Source organism: Psychrobacter sp. (genome assembly GCF_036731945.1).
In the GTDB taxonomy this organism is placed as follows: domain Bacteria; phylum Pseudomonadota; class Gammaproteobacteria; order Pseudomonadales; family Moraxellaceae; genus Psychrobacter.
The window spans coordinates 9,003-11,976 of record NZ_DAINDI010000016.1 but is presented as its reverse complement, the minus strand read 5'-3'; the positions used below and the strand labels follow the sequence as shown (position 1 = coordinate 11,976).

General features: G+C 41.4%; 2 protein-coding genes and 1 pseudogene. 1 reads left to right on the top strand and 2 read right to left on the bottom strand.

Annotation, left to right across the window (positions count from 1 at the left end; all coding sequences use genetic code 11):
* A pseudogene (locus V7D75_RS04875) lies at positions 1–770 on the bottom strand (cbb3-type cytochrome c oxidase subunit I); the annotation flags it as partial.
* Positions 771–1,749: 979 nt separating this feature from the next.
* On the opposite strand from V7D75_RS04875, the gene V7D75_RS04870 reads away from it, so the two are divergent.
* Complete coding sequence (locus tag V7D75_RS04870; RefSeq protein WP_333613643.1) at positions 1,750–2,139, top strand: SCP2 sterol-binding domain-containing protein; 390 nt, start codon at positions 1,750–1,752, stop codon at positions 2,137–2,139.
* 107 nt (positions 2,140–2,246) lie between these two features.
* Here the strand turns inward: V7D75_RS04870 and V7D75_RS04865 are convergent.
* Positions 2,247–2,974: hypothetical protein (locus V7D75_RS04865; RefSeq protein ID WP_333613642.1), on the bottom strand; the 728-nt coding region annotated here is incomplete at its 5' end.

The window sequence follows — 2,974 nt, the reverse complement described above, 5'->3', positions numbered from 1 at the left end:
CCCCAAGATGGCGCAAATAGGATGATTGAGAACACCATTGCTAGAGACTGCGTCCAATCTGGAAGCGCTGAATAATGCAAATGGTGACCACCAGCCCACATGTATGAAGCAATCAATGCCCAAAAGTGAACGATAGACAAACGATAAGAATAAATAGGACGACCAATCTGAACTGGAACGAAGTAATACATCATTCCAAGGAACGCGGCTGTTAAGTAAAAACCTACCGCATTATGCCCGTACCACCACTGCACCATCGCATCGGTCGCACCGCCAAATAATGAGTAAGATTTAAACGCACTAACAGGGATGGCCATACTATTTACGATATGCAGTAGAGCAATCGTAATAATAAATGCGCCAAAGAACCAGTTAGCCACATAAATGTGTGAAGTTCTACGTTTGATGAGCGTACCGAAGAACACGATGGCATAAGAAATCCATACCAAAGCAATCAAGATATCGATTGGCCACTCAAGCTCAGCGTATTCCTTGGTCGATGTCAGACCTAAAGGAAGAGTAATCACCGCTGCGACGATAACCGCTTGCCAACCCCAAAAGGTAAACCAAGCTAAATAAGGAGCGAATAGTCTCGTCTTACAGGTACGCTGTACCACATAATAAGAGGTTGCGAACAGGGCAGAGCCACCGAATGCAAAGATAACCGCGTTAGTGTGTAGCGGTCTTAGACGACTGAATGTCAGCCATGGAATGTCAAAGTTTAGTGCTGGCCATGCTAACTGTGAAGCAATGAACACACCAATACTCATGCCGACGATGCCCCATATCACGGCCATTATCGTAAAGAATCTTACGACAGTGATTTCATACTCACGGTCAATTGGGGCGACTGCTGTGTTTTGTAAACTCATTGGATGATTCCTTTACAGCCCGAATTATCAACAGAATTAACTAACTCTCCGCGGCCTCTATATTATAAAAAATTATAAGCAGATTATGGTTGCGGTACATGTTGTTTTCGCCAAATCTTATTATCGATACCTTATTTACTATTAAATCAAACCTACGCTAATGTTCAGCGATTACTGCTGAGTTGAGGGCGGCAATATAAACGCACTGCGCTCACAGCTAAATGATAGAGGGATGATTAATAAATAATAAATGGTTAGATTTGATAAGACAATGTGCCTTCCTTGAGCATCAAACATCTATTGAGGCTGAGTATGTATCTTAATTATTACTGCTAAAAAGCCAGTATGAACGAAGATAGATACTGATATTCAATTGGTGATAAAAAACTTGTACACCATCAATGTATGCTAGCGGCGGCTGACAAAAACCATGTTTACGTAATGTTTAGTTAAAACTCCCGACTCTGTTTAAGGGTATTGTAACGCAAACCTAATCAAATATCATCAGAACTATGCGCCAAAATACAAACTCTTTGGTAAAAATAGTTACGAACGATATAATCTTTCAGCGTTATACACCTATTTTATACCCAATTTCCCTACTATTCTAGGGGTGAAAAAAGATAGTACTTTTTGGCGCAAAAAATACAATTAAGCGGTGGTTTTGTAACAATAGCAGCATTTGCGCTATAAATAGGTTTTACTTATCATCGAATCGCACCTTATAATGACGCCTTGTATTATCGCTAACCAAGTGCTTTATACTGATATTAACGAATATTTTGAACTTTTAAATAGTGGTTAGGCTTAGCCGTATGCTGGCACAAGTCTACCTTCATAAATAACCTCATAAATAATAGGTATTAAGGATAATAATATGGCAGTTTTTTTGACAGACGAATGGTTTCAGCAAGTTGAGAAAATGGGTCAAGAAGCCGGTGAATTAAATTTACCACCAGCGCTTGCCAATATGGTGGTGAACTTAAAAGTTACCGATACGGAGCAAGATATCGAAGCAAGCTTTGCTGACGGCTTACTGCATCGCGGTTTGAATGATAAGGCAACCACAACCTTATTATTGGATCGTAGCTTGCTGCAATCTATCATAACCAACTTTGATACCAATGAAATCATGGGTGCCTTTATGGCCGGTAAAATCCGTGTCGAAGGTGATATGTCACAATTAATGGCGGTACAAACGGCGCGTCCTAGTGCTGAGCAAAAAGAGCTTTATAGTAATATCAAGTCAATGACTACCTTAGCTTAATGGCCTGTTTTTCATTTTTGTATCAATAACGTTTAGCATAAGAAAAGCCCTTAATCTGAATTAAGGGCTTTTTTATCGAAAAGTTTAATAGTAACTTAACTGCTGAATCAGCTGGCTTTTGATTGTTGCGCAGTTGTTTGTGGTTTTTGGTTTTCTTTGTAAATCGCCGCTTGTAGCCAAATATTGGCCTGTACATAATCATGCACTTCAATAGCAGCGGTGGCTTCGGTTTTAGGTGCGCCGATACGAATGACAAACGGGTCGGCATCTTGCTCGCGCAGTACCACCACATCAAATAAGATGATAGTCTGACCATTAAATAGTGTTTCTTGCTTACCAAGCACCTGACCTTGACACCAAGCTTCGTCTTCTTGCCCTATGGTATCGCCGAACAAATACGCGCACATATGACCAAGATTAATCTCGACGGGCGCCATTTGTTGTTTGGTTTCAGGCTGCCACGCTTTGATTTGCTCTTGTAAATCGTCAGGCATTTTTCCATCGTTGGCGGCGACGATGTCGTTAAAAGCGCGATGGTAGCGAATGGCTTCTTGGTCTTCGACCATAATCACTTCGTCTTGTTCACTCAGCTTAATCTCATGCGCCCACGCACTAAAGTTCACGTAATAAGCCGTATCTTGCTGATATAAATGACGGTTAGCGGTATACAGCTGGTCGAAAGCATAAATAATGCTGCCATCAGCGGTGCGTAAGCGTAAGACGGCATCGTGAGTGTTGTCATTGACAATCATGCGCTCGATTTTGCACGTCAAACCATAAGGACTATCGACACAAGGGTAGGCGTTGATAAAGCATTCAGGCTTGCCGTCCTTCA

Coding starts and splice junctions, on each gene's coding strand:
- V7D75_RS04870 (WP_333613643.1), top strand. CDS start 1,750: ATGGCAGTTTTTTTGACAGACGAATGGTTTCAGCAAGTTGAGAAAATG.